Here is a 3011-nt window from a genome sequence, read left to right on the forward strand (position 1 = left end):
ATCTACTGCGCGTGTCGTGTTGACTGAGTTGGTGTAGTCAAGCGACTGAAGGCCAGTGGGGGATGCCTGGGCACACGGAGGCGATGAAGGGCGCGGTAAGCTGCGATAAGCCGGGGGGAGCCGCACACAGGCTGTGAGCCCCGGATGCCCGAATGGGGAAACCCGGCCGGTGGGAACACCGGTCACTCCTTATGGAGAGCGAACCCGGGGAACTGAAACATCTCAGTACCCGGAGGAAGAGAAATCAACCGAGATGCCCCCAGTAGCGGCGAGCGAACGGGGCCGAGCCCAAACCGGTCTCCTTGTGGGATCGGGGTTGTAGGACCCACGGACGGTATCTGAGACGGCAGCGGAAGTCCGCTGGAACGCGGCGCCAGAGACGGTGACAGCCCGGTAGGCGTAGCCAATGCACAGATGCTAGTGGTGTTCCTGAGTAGCGCCATGGTTTCGAGGAACGTGGCGTGAAGCTGGGGGGACCACCCTCCAAGGCTAAAGACTCCCGTGTGACCGATAGTGGACGAGTACCGTGAGGGACAGGTGAAAAGCACCCCAGTGCGGGGAGTGAAAGAGATCCTGAAACCACTGGCCTACAAGCGGTAGGAGGACGGACGGGCGCAAGCTCGTCGCGTCTGACTGCGTGCCTTTTGCATTATGATCCGGCGAGTTACGCCTCAGGCGCGAGGCTAAGGGGTTCAGCCCCGGAGCCGTAGCGAAAGCGAGTCCTGTCATGAGGGCGAGTGGAGTGCCTGGGGGTAAACCCGAAGCCAGGGCGATCTACCCATGAGCAGGGTGAAGCTGGGGTAACACCCAGTGGAGGCCCGCACCGGTATGGGTTGAAAACCGTTCGGATGACTTGTGGGTAGGGGTGAAAGGCCAATCAAGCCTGGAGATAGCTGGTTCTCCCCGAAATCTATTGAGGTAGAGCCTCGAGGCGGGCGCGCAAGCGCCGTATGTCGGCTGGGGGTAGAGCGACTGGATGGGCGCGGGGGGGCGTGGCTCCTACCAACCCCAACCAAACTCCGAATACCAGACCGATGGACCTCGGGAGGCAGTCGCTGAGCGATAATGTCCAGCGGCGAGAGGGAAAGAACCCAGAGCCACAGCTAAGGCCCCGAAGTGGCCGCTGAGTATAGCGAAGGATGTGTTCCTACTTTGACAACTGGGAGGTTGGCTTAGAAGCAGCCACTCCTTTAAAGAGTGCGTAATAGCTCACCAGTCCAGTGGGGATGCGCCGAGAATGGTCGGGATTAAGCGGCCCGCCGAAGCTTGGCCTTCATACTTTGTATGAGGGGTAGGGGAGCGTTCCGGGAGCGACGAAGCGGCGGTGGAAACCTTGCCGTGGAGTGACCGGAAGTGAGGATGCCGGACTGAGTACGCGCAAATGCGGGTGAGAACCCCGCACACCGTAAGCCTAAGGTTTCCTGCGCCATGGCAATCAGCGCAGGGTGAGGCGGATCCTAAGGCGAGGCCCCAGAGGCGTAGCCGATGGCCAACGGGTGAACATTCCCGTCCCGTCTTACGACGTTGAAGCATCAAGGGACACCGGAACGAAGCGGGAGCGGTCTTGTGGATGGCCGTGTAAAGCCGTAGGGGGCAACCCCGAGAGCCCATGCCGAGATGGTCCTTCGGGACCGTCAAGTCTCGTAGAGTCGACGGGCGAGAAAAGCTTGATGTGGAGTCGTACGACGTCCGTACCGCAAACCGACACAGGTAGGCGAGGCGAGTAGCCTCAGGTGAACGAGTGAGACGTGGTCAAGGAACTCGGCATAATGATCCCGTAACTTCGGAAGAAGGGATGCCCCTTTTGGTGACGGCCTCGCGCCGGTAGCCGGAGGGGGCCGCAGTGAATCGGCCCAAGCGACTGTTTAGCAAAAACACAGGTGCATGCCAAGCCGCACAAGGCGCCGTATATGCACTGACGCCTGCCCGGTGCCGGAAGGTTAAGGGGAGGGGTTAGGGCGCAAGCCCGAAGCTCTGAGCCGAAGCCCCGGTAAACGGCGGCCGTAACTATAACGGTCCTAAGGTAGCGAAATTCCTTGTCGGGTAAGTTCCGACCTGCACGAATGGCGTAACGACTTGGGCACTGTCTCGACCACGCGCTCGGCGAAATGGCAGTCTCGGTGAGGATTCCGAGTTCCCGCGACAGGACAAAAAGACCCCATGCACCTTTACTGCAGCTTGTCATTGCTCGCTGCACAGAGCTGTGTAGCATAGGTGGGAGCCGTTGAGGCCCGGGCGCCAGCTCGGGTGGAGGCATCAGTGAAATACCACCCTGCTCTGTGCGGCGTGCTCACCACGGCGGGCAAACCCCGTCTGGGACCGTGGCAGGTGGGCAGTTTGACTGGGGCGGTCGCCTCCGAAAGCGTAACGGAGGCGCGCGAAGGTTGGCTCAGCGCGGTCGGTACTCGCGCTCATAGAGTGTAACAGCAGAAGCCAGCCTGACGGCGAGAGCGACGGCTCGAGCCGGGACGAAAGTCGGTTGTAGTGATCCGGTAGTACCGCGTGGGCGGGCTATCGCGCAACGGATAAAAGGTACGCTGGGGATAACAGGCTTATCGCGCCCGAGAGTTCACATCGACGGCGCGGTTTGGCACCTCGATGTCGGCTTATCACATCCTGGGGCTGGAGAAGGTCCCAAGGGTCCGGCTGTTCGCCGGTTAAAGTGGTACATGAGCTGGGTTCAGAACGTCGTGAGACAGTTCGGTCTGTATCCGTCGTGGGCGTTGGAGAGTTGAGGGGTGCGGACCCTAGTACGAGAGGACCGGGTCGGACGATCCGCTCGTGTCCCGGCTGTTCCGCCAGGAGCACCGCCGGGTAGCGATGATCGGCACGGATAACCGCTGAAAGCATCTAAGTGGGAAGCCGTCCCCAAGATGAACTCTCCCCGGGGCCTTGAGCCCCCTGAAGGGCCGGAGGAGACCACTCCGTCGATAGGGCGCCCGTGGACGGCCAGCAATGGCTTCCAAGCGTAGCGCTCCTAATCGCCCGTGCGGCTTGACTACTCCCCCATA

General features: G+C 61.2%; 1 rRNA gene. It reads left to right on the top strand.

What is annotated here, in order from left to right:
- The first annotated feature begins 35 nt into the window (after positions 1 to 35).
- Positions 36 to 3002 (top strand): 23S ribosomal RNA (locus rosag_RS25295).
- Positions 3003 to 3011 lie beyond the last annotated feature (9 nt).

Source organism: Roseisolibacter agri (assembly GCF_030159095.1).
Classification (GTDB): Bacteria; Gemmatimonadota; Gemmatimonadetes; order Gemmatimonadales; family Gemmatimonadaceae; genus Roseisolibacter; species Roseisolibacter agri.